Origin of the sequence: Streptomyces sp. NPDC059816 (assembly GCF_042732055.1) — a bacterium.
Classification (GTDB): domain Bacteria; phylum Actinomycetota; class Actinomycetes; order Streptomycetales; family Streptomycetaceae; genus Streptomyces.
In genome coordinates, this window is sequence record NZ_JBHWIQ010000005.1 from 200489 (window position 1) to 221628 (window position 21140).

16 protein-coding genes are annotated in these 21140 nt (G+C 71.7%); 9 read left to right on the plus strand and 7 right to left on the minus strand.

Translation table 11 applies throughout. The annotated features are described in order from the left end of the window. The first annotated feature begins 33 nt into the window (after window positions 1–33). From ACFV88_RS09350 to ACFV88_RS09365, 4 genes are all read left to right on the plus strand, one after another. A complete protein-coding gene (locus ACFV88_RS09350) occupies window positions 34–1365 on the plus strand; it encodes a deoxyguanosinetriphosphate triphosphohydrolase (RefSeq protein WP_385487774.1) in 1332 nt (443 codons plus the stop codon). 272 nt (window positions 1366–1637) lie between these two features. After that, window positions 1638–2912, plus strand: a complete 1275-nt coding sequence (locus tag ACFV88_RS09355; protein ID WP_385487776.1) for an NAD(P)/FAD-dependent oxidoreductase — start codon at window positions 1638–1640, stop codon at window positions 2910–2912. Window positions 2913–3011: 99 nt separating this feature from the next. Beyond that, window positions 3012–4916 (plus strand): DNA primase, encoded by a 1905-nt coding sequence (dnaG, locus tag ACFV88_RS09360; protein WP_385487778.1) that lies wholly within the window; start codon window positions 3012–3014, stop codon window positions 4914–4916. 318 nt (window positions 4917–5234) lie between these two features. Next, the gene (locus tag ACFV88_RS09365) at window positions 5235–6383 is read left to right on the plus strand and encodes an RNA polymerase sigma factor (RefSeq protein ID WP_385487780.1); all 1149 of its coding nucleotides are present in this window, start codon (window positions 5235–5237) and stop codon (window positions 6381–6383) included. Window positions 6384–6493: 110 nt separating this feature from the next. Here ACFV88_RS09365 and ACFV88_RS09370 read toward each other — a convergent pair whose 3' ends face one another. Together ACFV88_RS09370 and ACFV88_RS09375 are read right to left on the minus strand one after the other, a co-directional pair. Beyond that, on the minus strand, window positions 6494–7855 hold the full coding sequence (locus ACFV88_RS09370) for an esterase-like activity of phytase family protein (protein ID WP_385487782.1): 1362 nt from the start codon (window positions 7853–7855) through the stop codon (window positions 6494–6496). A gap of 263 nt (window positions 7856–8118) precedes the next feature. Beyond that, window positions 8119–8883, minus strand: a complete 765-nt coding sequence (locus tag ACFV88_RS09375) for a hypothetical protein (RefSeq protein WP_385487784.1) — start codon at window positions 8881–8883, stop codon at window positions 8119–8121. Between the two features lie 223 nt (window positions 8884–9106). Here ACFV88_RS09375 and ACFV88_RS09380 point away from each other — a divergent pair, with 223 nt between their 5' ends. Together ACFV88_RS09380 and ACFV88_RS09385 are read left to right on the plus strand one after the other, a co-directional pair. Beyond that, the gene (locus ACFV88_RS09380) at window positions 9107–10318 is read left to right on the plus strand and encodes a sensor histidine kinase (RefSeq protein ID WP_385487785.1); all 1212 of its coding nucleotides are present in this window, start codon (window positions 9107–9109) and stop codon (window positions 10316–10318) included. Further along, a complete protein-coding gene (locus ACFV88_RS09385; RefSeq protein ID WP_385487786.1) occupies window positions 10315–10971 on the plus strand; it encodes a response regulator in 657 nt (218 codons plus the stop codon). Before ACFV88_RS09380 ends, ACFV88_RS09385 begins: the two co-directional genes overlap by 4 nt. Window positions 10972–10992: 21 nt before the next feature. Here ACFV88_RS09385 and ACFV88_RS09390 read toward each other — a convergent pair whose 3' ends face one another. Further along, a complete protein-coding gene (locus ACFV88_RS09390) occupies window positions 10993–12723 on the minus strand; it encodes a hypothetical protein (protein ID WP_385487787.1) in 1731 nt (576 codons plus the stop codon). A gap of 240 nt (window positions 12724–12963) precedes the next feature. Here ACFV88_RS09390 and ACFV88_RS09395 point away from each other — a divergent pair, with 240 nt between their 5' ends. Next, window positions 12964–14031, plus strand: a complete 1068-nt coding sequence (locus ACFV88_RS09395; protein WP_385487789.1) for an NAD-dependent epimerase/dehydratase family protein — start codon at window positions 12964–12966, stop codon at window positions 14029–14031. 34 nt (window positions 14032–14065) lie between these two features. Continuing rightward, window positions 14066–15019 (plus strand): galactokinase, encoded by a 954-nt coding sequence (locus tag ACFV88_RS09400; RefSeq protein WP_385487791.1) that lies wholly within the window; start codon window positions 14066–14068, stop codon window positions 15017–15019. Here the strand turns inward: ACFV88_RS09400 and ACFV88_RS09405 are convergent. The 4 genes from ACFV88_RS09405 to ACFV88_RS09420 all read right to left on the minus strand — a co-directional run bounded on the left by ACFV88_RS09405 (window position 15016) and on the right by ACFV88_RS09420 (window position 19672). Next, window positions 15016–16113 carry a radical SAM protein gene (locus ACFV88_RS09405; protein WP_385487793.1) on the minus strand — a complete coding sequence of 366 codons (1098 nt, stop codon included), beginning with the start codon at window positions 16111–16113 and terminating at the stop codon, window positions 15016–15018. The two genes, ACFV88_RS09400 and ACFV88_RS09405, sit on opposite strands and share 4 nt — an antisense overlap. Before the next feature lie 222 nt (window positions 16114–16335). Next, entirely contained in the window at window positions 16336–17190 is an 855-nt protein-coding gene (locus ACFV88_RS09410) for a carbohydrate ABC transporter permease (protein WP_385487795.1), read from the minus strand. Beyond that, window positions 17187–18167 (minus strand): carbohydrate ABC transporter permease, encoded by a 981-nt coding sequence (locus ACFV88_RS09415; protein ID WP_385487797.1) that lies wholly within the window; start codon window positions 18165–18167, stop codon window positions 17187–17189. Before ACFV88_RS09415 ends, ACFV88_RS09410 begins: the two co-directional genes overlap by 4 nt. Window positions 18168–18379: 212 nt before the next feature. Next, window positions 18380–19672: an extracellular solute-binding protein gene (locus ACFV88_RS09420; protein ID WP_385487799.1), complete on the minus strand. Its 1293-nt coding sequence runs from the start codon at window positions 19670–19672 to the stop codon at window positions 18380–18382. Window positions 19673–19975: 303 nt separating this feature from the next. Between ACFV88_RS09420 and ACFV88_RS09425 the strand changes: the two genes are divergently transcribed. Continuing rightward, complete coding sequence (locus tag ACFV88_RS09425; RefSeq protein ID WP_385487801.1) at window positions 19976–21139, plus strand: serine/threonine protein kinase; 1164 nt, start codon at window positions 19976–19978, stop codon at window positions 21137–21139. Window position 21140: the final 1 nt, after the last annotated feature.

A 21140-nucleotide genomic window follows, 5' to 3' on the forward strand; every position in this document is an offset into this window, starting at 1 on the left:
CAGGGGGTGTTCGGGCCGGTTACTGTCGGGGTCATGGCACGTACCTTCCGCTCCGAGCCCGATGCGGTCCCCTACGACTCGGCCGACACCGCCCGGTGGGCGGTCGAGGCCGACAAACGCCCGGGCCGCACCGCGTTCCAGCGCGACCGGGCGCGTGTCCTGCACTCCGCGGCGCTGCGCCGGCTCGCGGGCAAGACCCAGGTGGTCGCCCCCGGCAGCCGCGGCCCGGCCTGGGACCCCAGCCCCCGCACCCGGCTCACCCACTCCCTGGAGTGCGCCCAGGTCGGCCGGGAACTGGGCGCGGCCCTGGGCTGTGACCCCGACCTGGTGGAGACGGCCTGCCTCTCCCACGACATGGGGCACCCCCCGTTCGGCCACAACGGGGAACAGGCCCTCAACGAGGTGGCGGCCGACTGCGGCGGCTTCGAGGGCAACGCCCAGTCACTGCGCCTGCTCACCCGCATCGAGCCCAAGCGCTTCGCCCCGCCGCCCGACGCGCCCGGCGCCCCCGAGGTCAGCGTGGGCTTGAACCTGACCCGCGCGGCCCTGGACGCGGCCACCAAGTACCCCTGGCCCCTGGGCGGCCACCCCACCGACCCGGCCTCCCCGAAGTTCGGGGTCTACGAGGACGACCGCCCGGTCTTCGACTGGGTCCGCGCCGGCGCCCCCGCCGACCGCACCTGCTTCGAGGCGCAGGTCATGGACTGGTCCGACGACGTCGCCTACTCGGTCCACGACCTGGAGGACGGACTGCACGCCGGGCACATCGACCCGAACGTGCTGCACTCCGCACCGGAACGGCAAGGCATCTTCGACGTGGCGGTCGGCCGCTACGTCCCCGCCGACACCGACCCGGCGGAACTCGCCGCGGCCCTGGACCGGCTGCTCGACCAGGAGTGGTGGCCGCACGGCTACGACGGATCGGCGTCCTCACAGGCCGGCCTCAAGGACGCCACCAGCCAGCTCATCGGCCGCTTCTGCCTGGCCGCCGAGCACGCCACCCGGGCCCGCTGGGACCCGGGGCACACCGGTGCCCGACTCACCCGGTACGCGGCGCAGCTCGTCGTCCCCCGGGAAGCCGCCCTGGAGTGCGCCGTCCTCAAGGCCGTCGCCGACCGGTACGTGATGCAGCGGGCCGAACAGGAACGGATCAGGGCCGAGCAGCGCGTCGTCGTCGCCGAACTCGCCGAGGCGCTGACGCTGCGGGCCCCGTACGGGCTCGACCCGCAGTTCCGCGCGCTGTTCGACGCGGAGCCCGACGACCGGGCCCGCAAGCGGGTGATCGTCGACCAGATCGCCTCGCTCACCGACGCCTCGGCGTCCGCCCTGCACGCCCGGCTGACCAGCCGCCCCGGCGGTCACTGACCGCAGCCGCACCGGTCGCCCGCCCCCGGCCGGCGATCGGTGCGCGCGGGGCCGGTCGGCGCCCGGGCGGCCCACTGACCGGTGGCGTCCGCGTGCCCGGGGGACTGAACGCCGGGTCCCCGGGGCACGCACCTGAGGAGGGACGGCGGGCGGAATCCCCGGTACCGCCACGGCGCGTGACGAGCACTGGCCTAATCGGGTCACCCCCTCTTCCCGCATCCCGCCCGGTGCGGGACGCTCACCCTGGCGGATAGCTCACGAGGAGGCATCACGTGGTCGACGAGGATCAGACGTTCGTCATCATCGGTGGAGGGCTCACCGGCGCCAAAGCGGCCGAGACCCTGCGCGAGGAGGGCTTTTCGGGCCGGGTCATCCTGATCGGCGACGAACGCGACCACCCCTACGAACGCCCCCCGCTCTCCAAGGGCTATCTGCTCGGCAAGGCGGAACGGGACAGCGTCTTCGTCCACGAACCGGCCTGGTACGCGCAGCACGACGTCGAGCTGCACCTCGGGCAGACCGTGGACCTCATCGACCGGGCCACCCGGACGGTGCGGCTCGGCGACGGCACGGCCATCGCGTACGACAAGCTGCTGCTGGCCACCGGCGCGGAACCGCGCCGCCTCGACGTTCCCGGTACCCAGCTCGTCGGCGTCCACCACCTGCGGCGGCTCGCGCACAGCGAGCGGCTGCGCCAGGTGCTGACGAACCTCGGCCGGGAGAACGGCCACCTGGTGATCGCGGGCGCCGGTTGGATCGGTCTGGAGGTCGCCGCCGCGGCCCGCTCCTACGGGGCGGAGGTCACAGTGGTGCACCGGGGGCCGACCCCCCTGCACGGCGTGCTCGGTCCGGAGCTGGGGCAGCTCTTCACCGACCTGCACAGCGAGCACGGGGTGCGGTTCCACTTCGGCGCGAGCCTCACCGAGATCGTCGGGGAGGACGGCCTGGTCCTGGCCGTGCGGACCGACGACGGCGAGGAGCACCCGGCGCACGACGTGCTCGCCGCGATCGGCGCGGCCCCGCGCACCGCACTCGCCCAGGCCGCGGGCCTGGAACTGGTGGACCGGTCCCAGGGCGGCGGCATCGCCGTGGACCTGGCCCTGCGCACCTCCGACCCGGACATCCACGCGGCCGGCGACATCGCCTCCGTGCACCATCCGCTGTTCGACCGCCGGATCAGGGTCGAACACTGGGCGAACGCCCTGAACGGCGGCCCGGCGGCGGCCCGCGCGATGCTCGGCCGGGACGTCACGTACGACCGGCTGCCGTACTTCTACTCCGACCAGTACGACGTGGGCCTGGAGTACTCCGGCTGGGCGCCGCCCGGCACCTACGACCAGGTGGTGATCCGCGGGGACGCCGGGAAGCGCGAGTTCATCGCCTTCTGGCTGGCCGACGGCAAGGTGCTCGCCGGCATGAACGTCAATGTGTGGGACGTCACCGCACCGGTGCAGGCACTGATCCGGTCCGGTGTCCGCGTCGACCCGAACGCCCTCGCCGACCCGGCCGTCCCCCTGGAATCGCTGGTCCCGGTGGACGCGGGCTGATCCCCGCCGCGCGGTGGGGCCGGGGCCGGAGTCCTCCACGGACGCCCCGGCACCACCGCGCGGCACGGGAGTGTCGGTGCTCCCCCGTAGAATCGCGGCGTGGCCGGCAGGATCAATGACGAGGACGTGAAGGCGGTACGGGACGCGGTCCCGATCGACGCCGTGGTGTCCGAGTACCTCCAGCTGCGCAGCGCCGGCGGCGGGAACCTGAAGGGCCTGTGCCCGTTCCACGACGAGAAGTCGCCGTCGTTCCAGGTCAGCCCGTCCAAGGGGCTCTTCCACTGCTTCGGCTGCCAAGAGGGCGGCGACACCATCACGTTCGTGATGAAGGTCGACCACCTCTCCTTCTCGGAGGCCGTCGAGCGGCTCGCCGGGAGCGCGGGCATCACCCTGCGCTACGAGGAGGGCGGCTACAACCCCAGCAACCAGCGCGGCGAGCGCATCCGGCTGGTGGAGGCCCACAAGATCGCCGCCACGTTCTACGCCGAACAGCTGGACGCCAACGCCGAGGCGGAGATCGGCCGCAAGTTCCTCGCCTCCCGCGGGTTCGACCAGTCCGCCGCCGAGCACTTCGGCGTCGGCTACAGCCCCGCCGGCTGGGACCACCTCACCCGCTTCCTGCGCGGCAAGGGCTTCAGCGACAAGGAACTCCTGCTGTCCGGCCTGTCCCAGGAGGGCCGCCGGGGCCCCATCGACCGGTTCCGCGGTCGCCTCATGTGGCCCATCCGGGACATCTCCGGCGAAGTGGTGGGCTTCGGTGCCCGCAAGCTCCGCGACGACGACAACGGCCCCAAGTACCTGAACACCCCCGAAACGGCGATCTACAAGAAGTCCCAGGTCCTGTACGGCATCGACCTCGCCAAGAAGGACATCGCGAAGGTGAGCCGGGCCGTGGTCGTCGAGGGCTACACCGACGTCATGGCCTGCCACCTCGCGGGCGTCACCACCGCCATCGCCACCTGCGGCACCGCGTTCGGCAGCGACCACATCAAGATCCTGCGCCGCCTGCTGATGGACAACGGCTCCGCCCGGGTGATCTTCACCTTCGACGGGGACGCGGCCGGCCAGAAGGCCGCACTGCGCGCCTTCGAGGACGACCAGAAGTTCGCCGCCGAGACGTACATCGCCGTCGCCCCCGACGGGATGGACCCCTGTGACCTGCGGCTGGCCGGGGGCGACCAGGCCGTCGCCGACCTGGTGCAGCCCCGCACCCCGCTGTTCGAGTTCGCCCTGCGGCAGATCGTCTCCCGCTACGACCTCGACACCCCCGCCGGCCGCGCCGCCGCCCTGGACGAGGCCGCCCCGGTGGTCGCCCGCATCAAGAACAGCGCCTCCCAACACGAGGTCGCCGTGCAGCTCGCGGGTCTCGTCGGCATCCTCGACACCCAGTTCGTCGTCAAGCGCGTCGCACAGATCGCCCGCTGGGCCCGTGACCGCGGCGGCCAGGGCCCCGCCCCGGACCGGACCCGGACGGCCTCCGCCCACGAGAACAGCGCCCCCCGCCGCCCCCAGGGCCCCGCCCTCAACCTGCGCAACGCGGTCCACGCCACCGAACGCGAACTGCTGAAGCTCGCCCTCCAGCGCCCCGAACTCGTCTCACCTGCCTTCGACGCCTACGGCGCGGACGAGTTCACCGCCGAGCCCTACGCCGCCGTCCGGGATGCCGTCATGGAGGCCGGCGGCGCCGAACGGGGCGTCCAGGACTCCCAGGCGTACCTCGTCCGGGTCCGTGAGGCCGCCCCCGACGACCGGGTCCGCGCCATGGTCACCGAGCTGGCCGTCGAGGCGATCATGCGCCGCACCGTCGACGAGGTCTACGCCGGCGAACAGCTCGTCGCCGTCCGCCGGCGCGCCGTGGAGCGCCGTGTCCGGGACATCCAGTCGACCCTGGCCCGGCTGGGCGCGGGCGGTGACCCGGCCCATCTGGCCGCCGTGCAGAACGAACTCTGGGTCCTCCAGCAGTACGACCAGTCCCTCCAGCAGCACGGCGCGGGCGCACTCTGACCCCCGCCCCGGGGGCGCCGACCCCGGACCGGGCGGGCCACCGTCCGCCGGCCCGCACGCATCGGCACCCGTGAGCACGCGGTCACGCACCGGGCGCAAAAAATACCCCGCACGCCCCTCGTGGCGGGGATGTGTCGTACAGCACACTGGGGTCGGTGCCTGAGTCCCCGGAGCGCGGCCGGTCCGTCCCTGACGGACCCTTCACCCCCGCGGTTCCGCTCATACGCGTACGGGGCGGGAGCGGCGCGACCGGTCCCGTCGGTCCCGTCGTTCCCCCTGTCGCTCGCCTCAGCAGCGAACCCCCTGGAGGTCGCCGCCGTGCAGACCCAGACCCAGACCCTCGCCCAGTCGCCCCACGACACCCGCGCCCCCGCTGCCCGGACCCTGCCAGCAGTGCCCGCGCAGAGCACCGCACCGCACCACCCCGAAGCGACCGCGTCCGCCGGCTGTCGCCCGGCCACCGCCGACCGGGACGACCCGCCCGGAGCCACCGCCCCGAGCGAACCGGCCGCCCGGCCGGACCCCGCGCCGCCGGCCGGTCCGCACGCCCCGAGCGGCACCTCCTCCGACCTGTTCCGCCAGTACCTGCGGGAGATCGGCCGCATCCCCCTGCTGACCGCAGCCGACGAGGTCGAACTCGCCCGCCGCGTCGAAGCCGGACTCTTCGCCGAGGAGAAACTGCACACCGCCCACGACCTCGACTCACGGCTCGCCGGCGAACTCGACCGGCTCGTCGTCCTGGGCCGGATCGCCAAACGGCGCCTCATCGAAGCGAACCTCCGGCTCGTGGTCTCCGTCGCCAAGCGCTACGTCGGCCGCGGCCTGACCATGCTGGACCTCGTCCAGGAGGGCAACCTCGGACTGATCAGGGCCGTCGAGAAGTTCGACTACGCCCGCGGCTACAAGTTCTCCACGTACGCCACCTGGTGGATCCGCCAGGCCATGTCCCGCGCCCTGGCCGACCAGGCCCGCACCATCCGGGTCCCCGTGCACGTCGTCGAACTCATCAACCGGGTGGTCCGCGTCCAACGCCGCATGCTCCAGGAGTACGGGTACGAGCCGACCGCCGGGGAGGTCGGCGCCCAACTCGACCTGTCGCCGGAGCGGATCAGCGAGGTGCTGCGGCTGGCCCAGGAACCCGTCTCGCTGCACGCCCCGGTCGGCGAGGAGGACGACGTCGCGCTCGGCGACCTCATCGAGGACGGCGACGCCGCGTCCCCCGTCGAGTCCGCGGCCTTCCTCCTGCTGCGCGAACACCTCGACGCCGTGCTGTCCACCCTCGGGGAACGCGAACGCAAGGTCGTCCAACTCCGCTACGGCCTCGCCGACGGCCGCCCGCGCACCCTGGAGGAGATCGGCCGGCTCTTCGGCGTCACCCGCGAACGCATCCGGCAGATCGAGTCCAAGACCCTCAACAAACTCCGCGACCACGCCTTCGCCGACCAACTCCGCGGCTACCTGGACTGAGACGCCCCGCCGGTGGGCCCGGCGCCCCCGTGCAGCCGCGTCCGTCCGGCCGCGGGTGCGGCGCTCGGCCCCGCACCCGCGGCGACGGGGGCGGGGCGCCGCACCGGTGCTCAGCGCTTCAGCGGCGCCGGCAGCTTGACGTGGGTGACCTTGGTGTTCAGTCCGCTGTCCCGGAGCCGACCGTTCTCGTCGAACGCATCGGGACCGTCCGACATGCCGAAGTCGTTGTCGTTGATGAGCGCGAGGGTGTCGCGGCCCACCAGGGCGGCGCCCTCGACCTTCCCCGGCACCCCGGGAACCTTGCCGAGGTCCACCACCAACTCCTTGGCGAGGACCTGCACCCCCGCGCCCGCCAGGTCCGCGGTCTGCTCGTAACTCGGGGAGGTCTCCAGGTCGTCCCAGCGGCTCCCGAGGATGCCCTCGCCGCGCGGCAACGTCACCCGGTGCAGCCGCGCCGTGCGGTCCGTGCGCTCCTGCACCAGGACGGTGCGCGGGCCCGTCGCGACCAGCGCGGACACTTTCAGCTCCGAGGGGTCCGTCTCCGCCGGGTCCACCTCGTTCACCGGGTCCAGCCGGTACGCGTACTCGCCCGTCACCTCGCCCTCCTCCGGCGAGAACCGCAGCAGCCGCAGATTGCGGGACGCCTCGCCGGACGCCTTGTCGGGCACCAGCAACGGGCTCTGCACGGCGATCACCAGATCACCCCCGGGCAGCACGGTCAGCGCCTCGAAGCCCCGGTTCTGCTTGCGGTTCAGCAGGATCGACGGCAGCGCCTCGACCACGGGGTAGTCGGCGCCCCGCAGCTTCAACCCTTCGGGCACGTAGCGCGTGAGCACCTTGCCCTGCGCCGAGAGGTGCACCAGTGACGGGCTGTACTCGTCGACCACCCAGAACGAGCCGTCGGCGGCCCGCACCAGGCCCTCGGTGTCGAGCCCGTTCGGGTTCACCTCCAGCGGCGTCTTGGCGTCGTACGTGAAGGGGGCCTCGTCGCGCGACAGTTGGTTCGGCAGCCCGGTCACCGGCTTCCCGGAGCGGGTGGTGATCGGCACCGCCCCGAGCACCCGCACCCGCTCGCCCTCGACCTTCACCCGGACGATCGCCGGGTTGAACTCCGGTACGGCGAAGGTCCGGCGCTTCTTCCCGGCCACGGTGATCAGCCCGTTGGGGCCCCGGTCGGTGAGCGCCCAGAACTCGCCCGGGCGGTCCGCCGGGTACAGGTCGCTGCCGATGCCCAGGTGGACACCGCGGTCGTTGTCGACCGAGCCGGGGATCAGACCGTTGCTGAACTCCGCGAGCGGGATCTCGTCCAACACGGCGGACCCCACGACTTCGGGAGCACCGCGGACCTCCGCCCCGTCACCGGACACCACACCGGCGGTCGCGGTGAAGGCGACCCCGCCGACGAGGGCCAGCGGAAGCGCGACGGTCAGCGTGAGACGCAACGGACGGGACAGGCGCGAACGGGGGGACATCGGGCCTCCTGGTGGGGGACAGGACCGAGGCGGCCCGTCGTTCCCGTTCGGGCCTGCCCCGCGTGGATCACCGACTCTGCCGCACCTGCACGGAAGTCGGACCCGGTTCCCCGCATTACGGCCGAACCTCACTCCCGCGCCAGCGAGTTGCCCAAGATTTCACCCACCTTTCACCCGGAATACCTCCGCCCCACGAACCGTCCGGTCACTCGGGTTGGCCGAAAGGCGATGTACACGTATCACTGTGGGTGGGCGGTCGGCGCTCAGCCGCGCCGGGCCTCCGGCCGTGGGGTGGACGTGGACGGGGGGGCCGGGGGCATCGGGGGCAGGTCGGCGTGGGTGACGCGGTAGCCGCCGCGCACCACGGGCGCGAAGGGAGCCGGCGCCATGCACGTCCCCGTGCCCTCGGCACCGGCGTTCGCCACGCCCCAGCCGAAACCGAGCCGGTCGGGCCGCCCGTCCCGGCCCTGCTGCACGCTGATGCCGAACCGGGTGCCCCGCTCCCCCGTGTTCGACGCGCGGACGATCGCGGTGAGGGTCGCGGTGCTGCCACCGGTGACGAGGCAGTCCACGTCCGCCACGGACCACGCGGTGAAGCCCGTCGAGGCGACCCGGTGGGAGATCCGCACCGTCCCCCGGGCGTCCGTGGGCAACCCCCGCTCGCCCCGTGGCGCGGGCAGCGGTCGGGTGAAGGGCGCGGCCTCGGCGTGCACGCTGAAGCGGATGGTGTCCTCGGGGGAGTAGGCGTAGTGGATGCGGGCCGACCCCTCGACGCGGGCCGGGGGCTTCGCGGCGCGCGGGGACCGCGCAGCACGGGCGGCGGACTCCTCGGCGGGGGCCGGGTCCGCGGACTCCCGCGCCGCGGTGCTTGCGCCGGTGCCCTGAGCCAGGGGTCGCGCGGCGGCGGCCGGCTGCGGGTCCCGGCCGGTCGGTGCCGCCGCGGTGGACGTGGCGGCGGTCGCGAGGACGACGAGGAGCGCGGTGGCGGCGCCGATCGCGCCGGGCGTGCGGAGTGCGGTGCTGCGCATGGACGACTCCCGTGGGGATACGGCTCGTGGGGATGCGGCTCGATGATTCGGCCGGGTGGCTACGGGAAACAGCCTGGCCGACGGCCCCCGTTGTCGCCCATCCGCTGATCGGCACAGGGACTCCGGACCGCACCGCCCGATCTCTGCCGATCGGGGGAGCCCGGGCGGCCGGCCGCCACCCTAGGCTGGTGATCTTCGGTGGACGGCGGGGGAGTTGAGGGGCATGACGGGAGCGGCGATCGTGAACCTGCTGGTGGCGGTACCAGCGCTGGCGTCCGCCGCTCTGCTGGCCGGGGCGCTGGTCCACGCCCTGTGGATCCGTACCGTGCCCACCCGGCTGGCCCGGCCCACCGCGGTCTGCGCCGCGCTCTCGCTGCTCTCGACCTTCGGTGTTCCCGCCACCGGCGTCAGCACGGGCGTCACCCGCGCGTCCTGGAGCCTCGTGGAGTCCGGGCTGTTGTTGGTGCTGATCGCGGTGGTGGCCCGTTGGTCGCCCCGGCGCGAGACCTGGCTCGCCGTGCCGTCAACCGCGCTCGCGGTGGCCGCGTGGCCCGTGCCGCTGGTCGACGGGGGAGTGCTGGAGCGCACCGGCGTGGCGGTGTTCTGGCTGTTGCCCGCACTGGCGGCGATCGCCACCGGGCTCGTCCCGCGCCGGGCCGCGCGGCGCCACCGGGACGCGGTCGCCGAGGCCCGGCGCGCCCAACGGCTGCTGCTCTCCCGGGACCTGCACGACTTCGTGGCGCACGACATCAGCGGCATCGTCGTTCAGGCCCAGGCGGCCCGCTTCGTGGCGGCGAACGACCCCGGTCAGGCGGTCCTCGCGCTGGAGCGCATAGAACGGGCGGGACTCAGTGCGCTGGCCGCGATGGACCGCACGGTGGCGATGTTGCACGGGGAGGACGCCCCCGCACCCGCCGAGCCGCCGCCCGGGATCGATCAACTCCCTGCACTGGTAGACCGGTTCGGGCAGGCGCAGGGCATCGACGTGCAACTGCGCTGCGAACCGGACGTGGTGGCGGCCCTCTCCCGGGAAGCGGGCGCCGCGGCCCACCGCATCGTGGTCGAGGCACTGACGAACGTACGTCGGCACGCGCCCGACGCCTCCCGGGTGGACGTCCGGTTCAGCCTCACCCCCACGGCGGTACGGCTCCAGGTGGCCAACGACCGCACGCGCCGCCCGTCCCCCGGTCGCTCCCTTCCCCGGTCCCGGGGCGGCGGCGGCCTCGGGCTGACCGCCCTGACCGAGCATGCGAAGGCCCTCGGCGGCACCCTCACGGCCGGCCCGCTCACCGGCGGCGGCTGGCGACTGACCGCCGAACTCCCCACCACGGACCGCCCCGACCGCCCGGAAGACACGGACCAGCTGGACCGCCCGGACCGCCGGCAGCACACGGACCGCACGGACCGTACGCATCACCCGAAGGGCACCACATGAGCACCCGCATCCTCCTCGCCGACGACCAGGACGACGTACGCAGCGGCTTCCGGCTGATCCTGGGCTCCCAACCGGACATGACCGTGGTGGGAGAGGCGGCGGACGGGCTCGCCGCCGTGTCCCTGGCCCGGGAGCTCCGCCCCGACCTGGTGATCGCCGACATCCGCATGCCGGGCCTGGACGGTCTGGAGGTCACCCGCCGCCTCGCCGGGCCCGGCGTCGCGGACCCGGTGCGGGTGCTCGTCGTCACCACCTTCGACCACGACGACTACGTCCGCACCGCCCTGAGCGAGGGGGCCTGCGGCTTCCTGCTGAAGCGGTCGGGGCCCGGGCTGCTCATCGAGGGCGTACGGGCGGCCATGGCGGGGGACGTGCTGATCAGCCCCCAACTGACCGTCCGGCTGCTCCGCGAAGCGCAGGACGCGCGGCCGTCCCAAGGCCCGCCGCCGCCCGCCGCCCTCACCGCCCGCGAGGAGGAGATCGCGCACCTGGTCGCCGAGGGGCTGACCAACGCCGAGATCGGTGCCCGGCTGTTCATCTCCGCGGGCACCGCCAAGACCCACATCGCCAACATCCAGGGCAAGATCGGGGCGCGCAACCGCGTGGGCATCGCCGCCTGGTCCTGGCAACGGGGCGGCCCGGCACCTTCCTGACCGGGCCGGCCCCGGCCCCGCTCAGGTGCCGCTGAGGGCGAGCCCTTCGTACGCCAGCCACTGCATGTAGGTGTGCAGCCCGTGGTGGAGGTCCACGGTCGGCTTCCACCCCTGGAGCCGGGGGGCACCGGCCCCCCGGACGTCCGGCACGGGAGCCGTGCGCGGTGGGGCGGTGACCGTTTCGACGCCGACCGGGCGCACCGCGCTCAGCACCGCTTCCGCCATGGCGCCGGGCGACACCGCGGTCTCCTCGGGGAGTTCGAGCACCTCGGCCGCCGGGGGTTCGTCCAACACCCGGCACAGCGCGCCGACCAGATCGTAGGTGTGCAGCGGACGCAACGGTCGACCGGGCGGGTCGGTGAGGACGACGGGGCGGCTGCGCAGCGCGTTCCACACCATCCGGCCGATCGGGGTGCGGGGGGAGCAGCCCGGACCGTAGAGGTCGCCGGTGCGCAGGGTGACCGCAGGGCCGTCGGCGCTCCGGACGAGGACCCCGGTGTCCCCGCCGTCCGCGGCCTGCCGCAGGGGGCGCAGGTCGACGAGTGCGTCCCGATTCGACCGCGTGCCCGCGGCGGCGGTGTCGGCCGGGGACCCCAGGGTCACCCGGTGTCCGCGGGCGGCGAGTCCGTGCACCACGTGCTCGCCCAGCGGGCTGGCCGCCCCGAACACGGTGACCCGCCGCCCGGAGCGCACCGGACGGGCCCCCGCCGTACGACCGGCGTCCAGCCCCGCGGTGACCCCGGCGGCGGCGACCTCGGCCAGGTTCGCGCGCAGTGCGGCGATCCGCTCCTCGCTCTGGCGGGCACTGACCCCGCCGGGGCCGATGGTGGCCAGCGCCTCGGCGCAGGCCGCTGTCCGGGAAAGGACGTCGCCCCGTCCCTCCGCCCGATGGGCGAATCCCATGGTGAATGCGGTCAGCCAGGTTTCCCGAGCCGCTTCCGGGTCGGGTGCTTCAGTCAACTCGACATTGGCCGATTTATATCTGTTCACGTTCACGCCGAGCCCGGAGAGATATTCCGTGCATTCCAGGTGCAGCCATCTTTCCGGGCCCGGGCCGGCCACCCGCACCGCGCACTGGGCCGTCCCGTTCTTGAAGAAGGGGACCACCCGCGGTCGGTCCAGGGAAATGCTCTCGTCGCCCCCGCGGTCATCGGGCAGGAAGCACACCGAGCGCCGCGGCCCGCGGAAGGCGTTGCCGGAAATGCTGCCCCGGTCGTCGTGTTCGACGAGGCTGGGCGCCGCCACGTAGGCGGGCACCCCGCGGCTGCGCAGGAACTGCCGCAGCAGGATGTCGTCGGGCCAGGTGCCCAACCGCGAGCTGCCGTACCGCACGTAGTCGGCGGCCACCTCGCGGGGCAGCACCACGGCCAGGCAGGGGAAGTACTCGTTGACCGCGCGCACCCAGCGGGCCCCGGCCATCGCGGCGAGCCGGACCGCCGCGCCGTTGCGCGAGTCCCAGAGCGCGAACAGGGCGAGTGCCGCATCGGGCCGCTGCTCCACCGCCCGTTGGACCCGTTCGAAGAGCGCCCCGGACAGGATCAGGTCGTCCTGGAGCACGAGGTGGTGGGTGGCCCCCTCCTCGATGGACGACCAGGCCACCAGCGCGGTGCGCAGGGCCGACGGTTCGCCGTCGGGATCGGGGTCCGTCACCACGTGCAGCGCTCCCGGGGGAGCCGACCGGGCCAACGCCTCGGCGGCGGCCAGCCGCTTGGGGTGGGTCATCACCGAGCCGCTGATGCGATAGCGCGTCACAGGTCCTCCGTGTTTTGGGTGTTCCTGGTGCCCGATGGACGGACGAAGCCGCGGTACGACCGAATCTCCCGGTCATCCCGCTGCACACTTCCCGTCCGAAGGCACTGGCGAATTTCGGAAATTACGCAAGGGTCTTCCATGGCCGCTCAAGCGCCGAAAAGGCCCCCTGGTTACGGCCAACGATGATCGTTCATGCTGTCTGCGCTGCATCCCATACGTATCACCGTTAAAGGAGTCCGTATGACTGAGAAGACCGATGGCGAAGCCATTGGCTCAGGTGACTTCCGGTCCGTGCGACTGGAAAAGCTGCGGGGCTCCCGAGTCGTGGTGACCGGAGGCGCGGGCCTGGTGGGCAGCCGGCTGACCGCCCTGCTGCGCGGGGCCGAGGCGGAGGTGACCGTCCTCGACCGCATGGACGCCTATCCGGATTCCATCCACGCACTGTTCGGTGCCGAACGGCACGCGACCCGCCTGGTGGTGGGCGACATACGGGACCGGGCGTTGGTGCGGAAGGCGATGGACGGCGCCGAACTCGTCGTCCACGCCGCCGCCTACGCCGATGTGGCCGCGTGCACCCGCAGACCCGACATCGCCTTCAAGGCCAACATCGAGGGCACCGAGGTCGTCCTGGAGGAGGCGGTGGCTGCGCGGGTGCGCAGGCTGGTGCTGATCTCGTCGGCCGCCGTGTACGGCAACGGCACCGCCGCTTCGGACGGCCCGCAGACCTTCCACGAGGACCAGCCGCTGCATCCGCTGTCCGTCTACGCCAACTCCAAGCTGTGGGCCGAACACCAGACCCGGTTGCTGCTCGGCGCCGCCGGGATCGACTTCTCGGTGCTGCGCTACTTCTCGGTCTACGGCGACCCCCAGGTGCCGAAGCCGGGAAGCCACTCCTGGATGGTCGCCTGGTTGGCGATGCACGCCCGGCTCGGGCTGCCGATGCGGCTCAACGGCGGCGGCGTCCAGGTCCGCGACCTGGTCCACGTGGACGACATCGCCACCGCCACCGCGCTCGCCCTGGTGGAGGACGGCGTCGTCGGGGCGACCGTCAACGTCGGCAGCGGCAAGCCGACTTCCGTGCGCGACGTGGGCGAGCTGATCGCCCCGCACTTCCCGGGCTCCCGTTTCATCACCACCCCCCGGCCCGCCGACGACCCCCTCGGGGGCTACGCCGACACCGACCGGCTCTACGAGCTGATGCGCTGGCGCCCCGGCATCTCCGTCGCGGACGGGGTGGAGCGGTACGTGAACTGGTTGAACGCCACGCCCGAGGCCCTGCCGGGTTGGCTGGCGGAGCAGGCGGCATGACCCCCGTGACGCCCGTAGGAAGGTTCCGTACCCGGTGACCACCGAGCGCGTGGCACGCGCCGAAGTGCCCTGCCGGGCCTGTCTGGCCGGTGAGGACCTGGACTGGCTCGGCGGCCGGTCCGTCAGCCTCGCCCTGGAGTTGACCACCGTCGTGGAGACGGTCCCCGGCCCGCCCGCGCCGCCCGCCGAGGGCTGGCCCGAGGAGGTGTGGGCGTACCTGCGCGAGCGGCTGCCCGGTCTCGACCCCCGGCCGCCCGCCGTGCGGGTGCACAGCGCGGCGCCCTCGGCGAGCGGGCTGTCCTCGTCCACCGCCCTGATCGTGGCGCTGCTGCGGGCGTACACCCGACTGTGCGTCCCGGCACCGGGCGTCCCGGACGCCACGCTCGCCCAGTGGGCGTACGCCTTCGAGTTCGCCCGCTTCAACGGGGGCGGCATGGACCACCTGGCGGTCATCGAGGGCGGTGCGCTGCTGTTGGAGGGCCGCACCACCGGGCTGCCCGTGATCCGGGACCGTGCCGTCTTCCCCGAGGACTGGACCGTGCTGGTGCTGGACTCGGCGACCCGCAAGGACACCGGTGACCACATCCGGGTGGTGCGCGAACAACTGGCCACCGGAGACCCGGCGTTGGCCCTGTACCGCAAGGAGGCCGACGAGGCGGCGACTCAGGCGTGGTCGGCGATCGGGGCCCGGGACCTGGACGGCCTCGCCGGGGCCATGGACCGCGCCCACGTCACCATGCGCGACCACCAGCGGATGTCCACCCCCGTCCTGGAGGAACTGCGGGAGCTGGCCCTCGGCTCCGCGGGGCTGCGGTTGAAGCTCAGCGGGGCCGGCGGCGGCGGCTCCCTGGTGGGGGTGTGCCGCACCGCCGACGCCGACGGGATCGCGTCCGCCGTGCGCGGGGCGCTCGGGGAGCAGTACCCCGCGGCCCGGGTGATTCCCACCCGGGCCGCGGGTCCGGAGCCCGCTGCGAGCCCGGTGCCCTAGATGAAGGGGTCGTAGTCAGGACCCTCCGGCGTCACCGCTTCGACCGCGATCTTCTCCAGTTCGAGGTTGGAGCGGTGACGTGCGCAGTGGAAGCGGCAGTCCCGGGTGGGGTCGATGATCCCCCGGTCCGCGTTCTCCCAGATGTCGGGCAGCCGCTCGGTGACCGCGTCCCCGATCTTCGCCTGGGAGTTCCCCCGGTGGTACGAGCAGACGTAGACCCCGGACGGGGTGATCAGGGTGCGTAGCTCCGCCACCTGGCAGCGGTGGTAGTCCTTGGGCTGGACCGCGCCCACCCGGTTGCGCAACGAGGTCAGGGTGGATGAGTTGATGATCTGGAAGGAGTCGCTCGCCCAGCGCCGTTCGGCCTCGTCCAGTTGGTCGTCGACGGATTTCAGGAGGTCGTCGGCCACCTGGATCACATGGTGCCCGTCGTCGAACATCGCCTTGGTCTCGAAGTAGTCGCAGCCGATGTCATGGGCGAGTCCGGCGGCTTCCAGCACCTCGTGGTGGTTGCTGACGATCGTGCCGTCCGCTTCCTGACGGGTCATCACCAAGAAGGAGTAGCCCAGTGCGCCCTTCTTCACCTCGGCCAGCAGCCGCATGTTCCCGACGACCTTGTCGAAGACGCTGCGGCCCTTGCGGTCGGGCCGGAACTTCCCGTACGTCTCCAGGGTGCCGGCGTCCATCGAGACCCGGACCCAGGCCGCGTACTCGGCCAACTCCTCCAGATTCTGCTTGATCATCGTGCCGTTGGTGACCACGCCGATGGCTATGCCCGCCTCACCGAGCATCCGCAGCACCTGACGGGTGCCCCGGTGCGCCAGTGGTTCGCCGCCGCCGATGAGGACCACTCCGCGGACGGACATGTCGATGAGTTCCTGCGCCAGCTCGGCGAGGCGCTCGGGGGTGAACCGTCCCTGGTTGAGCAACTTGCCGCTGATGCACTCGGGGCAGGCCAGATCGCAGAAGGTCGTCGGGTCGAGGTCCACCACCAGGGGAGCGGTGGTGGACTTCCCCGCGGCGGCCTCCAGCACGCGTGGCCAGCCGGACGGCTGGTAGAGCTTGGACACCAGGTCAAGACGGTCGAACGTCACAGAGTTCTCCTGCTGGTCAAGAGGGCAGGCGCCGCCGGCACCATGCCCTCGGTCTTTCCCCGGGGAGGGGGGAACCGTCCCCGGAGCCCGGTCGTGGTCCGGGCTTTCCCCTGCTGGTGCGTAGGTCGTGTCCGCTGCGCGGCGCACTGCGTCGGGCGCCGCGGGTCGATCCGGTGCGGAGGGTCGCACACGACCCCGCCGGAGGTTGCTGGTCGCACGTGGTCATCCCTTGACGGCTCCCACGGTGAGGCCGGCCGCCACCCGGCGTTGCACGATCATGAAGAAGACCACGACGGGCAGGGCGGTGAGCGTGGCTCCCGCCATCAGCGCGCCGTAGTCGGTGCCGAAGCTCGTCTGGAAGGAGACGAGCCAGATGGAGACGGTCTGTTTGTCGGTGCTGGACAGCAGTACGTAGGCCAGGACGTACTCGTTCCACGCCTGCACCAGGGCGTAGATGGACGTGGCGACCAGCCCGGGCGCCAGCAACGGCAGCGTCACCCGACGGAAGGCCCCGGCCCGGGTGCAGCCGTCGACCATGGCCGCCTCCTCCAGCTCCACGGGGATCCCGGCGACGAAGCCGCGCAACAACCAGACGGTGAACGGCAGCATGAACACCAGGTAGGTGAGGACCACGCCGACCAGGCTGTCGGTCAGCCCGGCGTCACTGAGCAGCAGGTAGAGCGGGATGATCAGGCCGGCCAACGGGATCATCTGCACGGACAGGATCACCACCACGAACGCCCGGCGCCCGAAGAAGGAGAACCGGGCCACCGCATAGGCCGCCGCCACTCCGATCAGCAGCGAGACCACCACGGTCCCCACCCCGACCAGTGCGCTCGCCCGCACGCTCGACCAGAAGGTCTCCGAGGCCATGGCCCGGCGGAAGTTGTCGAGGGTCGGCTCCGAGGTCCAGAACTGCGGCGGATTGCTGCGGATCTCGGACGAGGGCCGGATCGCGGTGAGGAGCATCCAGTACAGGGGGAAGGCCATCACGGTGCAGAACAGCAGACCGAGGGCGTTGGCCCTGCGCGAGCGGCGCCGTCGCGCACCGCGGGCCGGAGCGGAAGCGGTGGTCATTCGGCCTCTCCCATCCTGACGAGCTGACGGACGTACACCACTGCCCCGACGAGCAGCAGAAGGACGGTGACGACCGCGATGGCCGCCCCGGTGCTGTAGCGGTTCACGGCGAACGACTCGATGAACGAGTACACGCCGAGCAGGTAGTACTCCTTCTCCGGCTGGCCCGTGCGCATCAGCCAGATCTGGTTGAACACCCCGAAGTTCCAGATCGCGTTGAGCGTGGTCACCACCACGAACGCCGGTTTGATCACGGGGAAGACGATGTGCCGGAGGATCTGGGGCCGGGTGGCGCCGTCGACGGTGGCGGCCTCCTCCAGCTCCGGCGGGACCTGGGTCAGGGCTGCCTGGAGGGTGATCGCGGCGAAGGGCAGCGAACCCCAGACGACCACGGCGACCACCACGGTGAAGCCCTGCCAGGGGTTCTCGAACCAGTTGTGCTTGCTGAAGTCGAGCCCGGGCACCTGGCTGAGCAGCCAATTCATGACGCCGTAGTCGGCGTCCACCAACCAGCGGAAGACCGCCGCCGCCACCATGACCGGCATCGCCCACACGGCGACCAGCACGCCGGCCATGAGCAACCGCACCCAGGGGGAGACGCGGCGGCCCAACAGCGCCACCCCCATGGCCAGGGCCATGGTCAGGACGGTGGCGACGGTGGTGAAGAGCGCGGTGCGCCCGACGACCGTCCAGAAGAACCCGTCGGTGGCGATGGTGCGGTACTGCCGCAGCCCCGCCCAGGGCGGTTCGGTGCCGGCGAACAGCTCCCGACGGGTCATGTCCTGGAAGGACAGCAGCACCAGCTCGATCAGGGGGTAGCCGAGGACGGCGACGAGCGCCAGCACCGTCGGGGCGATCAGGACGTACGGGATCAGCCGACTCAGCGGCGGCCGGGCCCGCCGGCCCGTCCCCCCGGCGGGCGCCGGGGGGACGGGCGGGGAGACGGCGACGGAGTCCGGTGGGTCTGTGGTCACCATGCGGAGGCTCCTCGAATCGTCGCCCGCGGTGCGTCCTGCGCACGCACGACCGACGCAATGGGTGGGGTGGGGGTGGGGTGAACACGTCTAAGTGAGTGGGGTGGGGGGTGGGGGTGCGGGGGGTTGGAGAGGCAGGGGAGTGGGGTGGCGGAGTGGGGTGAGGTCCGACGAGGGGTGGAGCGGGGCGAGGTCCGACGGGGGTGGTGGGGGTGTCAGTTCTCGTTGATCAGGGCGTCGATCTCGCGGTCGGCGTCCTCGGTGGCCTGCTGCACCGACTTCTTCCCGGTGGCGATGTCCTGGAGCATCGCGGGCAGGATGTTGGACTTCTCCACGGCCACCCAGCCGGGCGCCAGCGGGGTCACCCAACCGCGTTCGGCCGAGCGCGCGGACGGGCCGTTGGGTCCGTCGGCGGGCACGTCCCGCAGCTGGACGCTGTTGTTCGGCAGGGTCTGGGCCTTGATCAGCTGTTGCTGCGACTTGTGGTCGGTGAAGAGCTTGATCCAGTCCCGGGCGAGCTCCTGCTTGCCGGACTTGGCGGGCACCGCCAGCAGGGAACCCCCGAGGTAGGGCGGGAGCAACTCACCGGAGGGGCCCGGGAAGGCGAAGGTGGAGAACTTGCCGCGCAGTGCGGTGTTGCCGCCGCTGCGCGGGTCCGTGGCGGCCGTGGCCTCCCAGGTGTTGCCGTAGAACATGGCGACCTTGCCCTGGCCCACCACACCCGGTTCGTCGCCGTTGTCCTTGGAGCGGTCACCGACGTAGTAGTCGTCGATCAGCTTCTTCCAGGTGGTCAGCCCCTGGCGCGACTCGGGGGAGGAGAGCGCCCCGCGCCAGCGGCCGTTCTCCTCGACGGCCATCTCGCCCCCGGCGTCCTTGACCCAGGCCATGGCGGCGTGCGGGTAGCGGCCCGGCATATAGAAGGCGGAGAAGTTCTTGTCCTTGGTGCCGAACTCGGCCTTCACCTTGTCGAGGACCGAGAGGAGTTCGGGATAGGTGGTGGGTGCTTCCGTGACGCCCACCTTCTTCAGGATATCCGTCCGGTAGATCCCCACCTTGGCCCCGGCGTAGTAGGGCACACAGTATGTCTTCCCTTTGTGTTCACATGCGTCGGCCAGCGCCGGAAGCCAGTCTTCCGAATGCTCGAAATCCTTCTTCTCCAGAGGGGAGAAGGCGCCGTTGATGATGTAGTTGGTGGTCTCGCTATTGCCCATCTCCACTACATCTGGTACGACCCGGCCGGCGAGGGCGGCGTCAATCTTCTGGTTCTTGCTCGGCCACTGCTGGTACTGCACCTTGACCTTGGTGTCCGGGTACTGCTCCGCGAATCGTTTGTTCGTGGAGGCAACCAGATCGGGCCAGCTCTCCCTAGCATCGATGGTCAGCCAGACGGTCAGGGAGTCGGGGTCACCGCTGCCTCCGGCGGAATCGTCCGAGCTACACGCGGCGAGCGAGGCGATCACGGCGACGGTCCCGAGAGTCGAGGTGAAGCGGGGTAAGCGCAAGGGCATGATTCTCCGCCTTTCAAGGACTGGTTGAACCGGGCTGCTATCTACCCAGCGCACACCGGCAAACTACCGGTGGGGCGCTTTTTGGCCAGGATGAGACGTGGATTATGGAACGTTGTTGTTTTGGATTGCCCCCCGCTCGCACGGGGAAGGCGTGGCCGAGAAGCAGCCGTACCGTCCGATGGCCAGTCGTTAATTGACGCAAAACACTAGGATGTGCCTCTTGGGCACCCTTGACGGTGGCGCAACATCTGACACATTTTTCTCCTGCTGTCCCCGGCGTTGCCCTATCGAGAGGTGTTACCCGTGACTAACCCCGACACGACGGTCGGCGATTCGGACCTGCGACCCACCCGGGTCAACTCCTGGAACGGCTGGGATCCGCTGCGCCACGTGATCGTCGGCCGGGCCGACGCCGCGGTGGTCCAGGCACCCGAGCCGGCCGTGGCCAGAGACTTCCCCGAGGACGGCTTCCCCCTCGGCACCTACGGCACGATGCCGGCCGACATGATGGCCGAGGCCAACGAGCAGTTGGACTCCTTCGCCGACCTGCTGCGCCGGCGGGGGGTACGGGTGGACCGCCCCACCCCGCTGGACTTCAACCAGAAGGTCTCCACGCCCGATTGGGAGCAGGAGACCATGTCGGGCTGCATGCCGCCGCGCGACCTGCTGCTGACGGTCGGCAACGAGGTCCTCGAAGCCACCATGTCGTACCGCAGCCGCTGGTTCGAGTACCTTTGTTACCGGCCGATCCTCCAGGACCTCTTCAAGTCCGACGCCCGGATGCGTTGGGAGGCCGCCCCCAAGCCCCGTCTGACCGACGCCAGTTACCGCACCGACTTCTGGGACACGTACCACGACCTGCCCACCGAGGTGCAGCTCGCCAAGGTCCGTGACTACGACCTGGTGCTGACGGAGGAGGAGCCGCTGTTCGACGCGGCCGACATCGCCCGCTTCGGCAAGGACCTCTTCGTCCAGCTCTCCTTCGTCACCAACCGCAGTGGATTCGACTGGCTCAAGCGCCACTTCCCCGACCACCGGGTGCACGCGGTGACCTCCACCAACACCCATCCCCTGCACATCGACGCCACCTGGGTGCCGCTGCGCCCCGGGCTGGTGCTGCACTGCGGGGAGCGGCTCGCCGACCCCGAGCTGATGGAGTTCTACCGGCTCAACGACTGGGAGATCATCGAGGCGGTGCAGCCGGCGAGTTGGGACCACCCGCCGAAGCTGTCCTTCTGCAGCCCGTGGCTCGCCGGGAACATGCTCAACCTGGACGAGAACACCCTCTGCATCGAGGAGAAGGAGGTCGCCCTCTCCGAGCAGCTGTCCTCGTACGGCTTCGAGATCGTCCCGATTCCGTTCCGCGCGGTCGGCCCCTTCGGCGGCGGACTGCACTGCGCCACCGTGGACATCGAGCGCGAGGGCGACTGCCAGGACTACTTCCCCCGCCGGCACGGGCGGTACTGAT